General features: G+C 34.3%; 1 protein-coding gene and 1 pseudogene. Both read right to left on the reverse strand.

The window, feature by feature from the left end:
• Nucleotides 1–642: pseudogene (locus HRG09_RS28045) on the reverse strand (ATP-binding protein); the annotation flags it as partial.
• Between the two features lie 236 nt (nucleotides 643–878).
• On the reverse strand, nucleotides 879–1,535 hold a 657-nt coding region (gene glsA, locus HRG09_RS28050; protein WP_174104064.1), incomplete at its 5' end, for a glutaminase A.

Below are 1,535 nucleotides of genomic sequence, written 5' to 3' on the forward strand. Positions count from 1 at the left end.
TAACGTTTTTTTTAAATGAACAGCATCTTCATATAAATTGGAAATAAGCATAAGCATGTGTTCATTTTGTTTTTTAATGTGTCTCTCCCTTGACTGCGCTTCATACAGTTTCATCATATTGAAAAAGCTTAGAACTATAAAACTGTGGGAAAATGCGATAACAATTATTTCATTTATTGCCTCTGGCGTGATAGTAGTTTTTAATACAAAATATTGAATCATTAATTCCACACAGTCTGATAATATTTCAATAATGAAGCCAATAAATCCAATCATCAATGGTTGATGATGAAATCGTTTGATTTTCGCTAAGTAAAAGAGACAAGAATAAGTAAAATAAAAGAAAAAACTAGGATAGTGGATATGGAAAGCAGCTATCCAATCCATATTTTCCTGTTTGACGATTTCTATCAGGATACGAAATACTACAACCACTATTGCTGTTAAAAAACCCGGTAAAAATGCTGGCATTCGCCGAAATAATAACAAAAAAAAGAAAAATGTTGGTGCACCAAAGCTCATTCGAAACGTCTCATTTAAGGGAAAAGACTTTATTGCGCCTACTAAGGGTACTGTAAACACCATCAAAACTAGAATATAGATGTCTTTTTTTACTAAATTACTAAGATTCACAATAATCACTTCCCACTTTCGCCTAAAAGTCAGTATACAAATCTATTATTACTAATACAACACTTACTTTATTTTTTTCAAAATCTATAAATAAGATATAAACGAAAGCATCGAACATTGCGAGTATTCTTGACATTTTTCTGCTTTAGACAGGAAGATGCTATGCAATACAAAAATGTTCAGACACATTATATAGTCTGAACATTTTTGTATTCGCTCTGACACTAAAACATCCATGATACTTTTTAGAATATACTTAAATCCCATTCTTGTGCAATACGTTCCAATAACATAGATCCTGGTAAACTATTCCCGCATTCATCAATAGCTGGTCCATAAATACCAATACCACAACCCTCTTGAAACGGTAGTTCTCTTCTGGACCTTGATGGAACGAGTGCCATAATCCCTCCGGACACCCCACTTTTAGCTGGCAATCCAATGAAAGCAGCAAATTTGCCAGAAGCATTGTACATACCACATGTGAGCATTAAGGCTTTGGTTAATCTAGCAACCTCTTTTGGGAGGACTTGTTCTTTACGAATAGGATGATATCCATCATGGGCAAGTATGAGTCCTATTAAGGCTATATCCTTTGTATTCATTTCTATAGAACATTGTTTCAAGTAAACCTCTAGTGCTTCCTCCACATCAGACTCTAAAAAACCATTTTCCTTTAAATAGTGTGCTAAAGCTCTATTGCGATGAGCTGTTTGCCATTCTGATTGAAACACTTTTTCATTAATGGCGGGACGTTTCTCTATCATTTTTTCGATTAATGCGTATAGAGATTCTAATTTTTCTTGCACCGATGTTCCTGGCAGAAGCGAAGCTACCGTAATCGCTCCAGCATTAATCATAGGATTAAAAGGTTTTCCTGGTTTATGCATCTCTAAACGAAT

Origin of the sequence: Bacillus sp. Xin1 (genome assembly GCF_013314535.1) — a bacterium.
Classification (GTDB): Bacteria; Bacillota; Bacilli; order Bacillales; family Bacillaceae_G; genus Bacillus_A.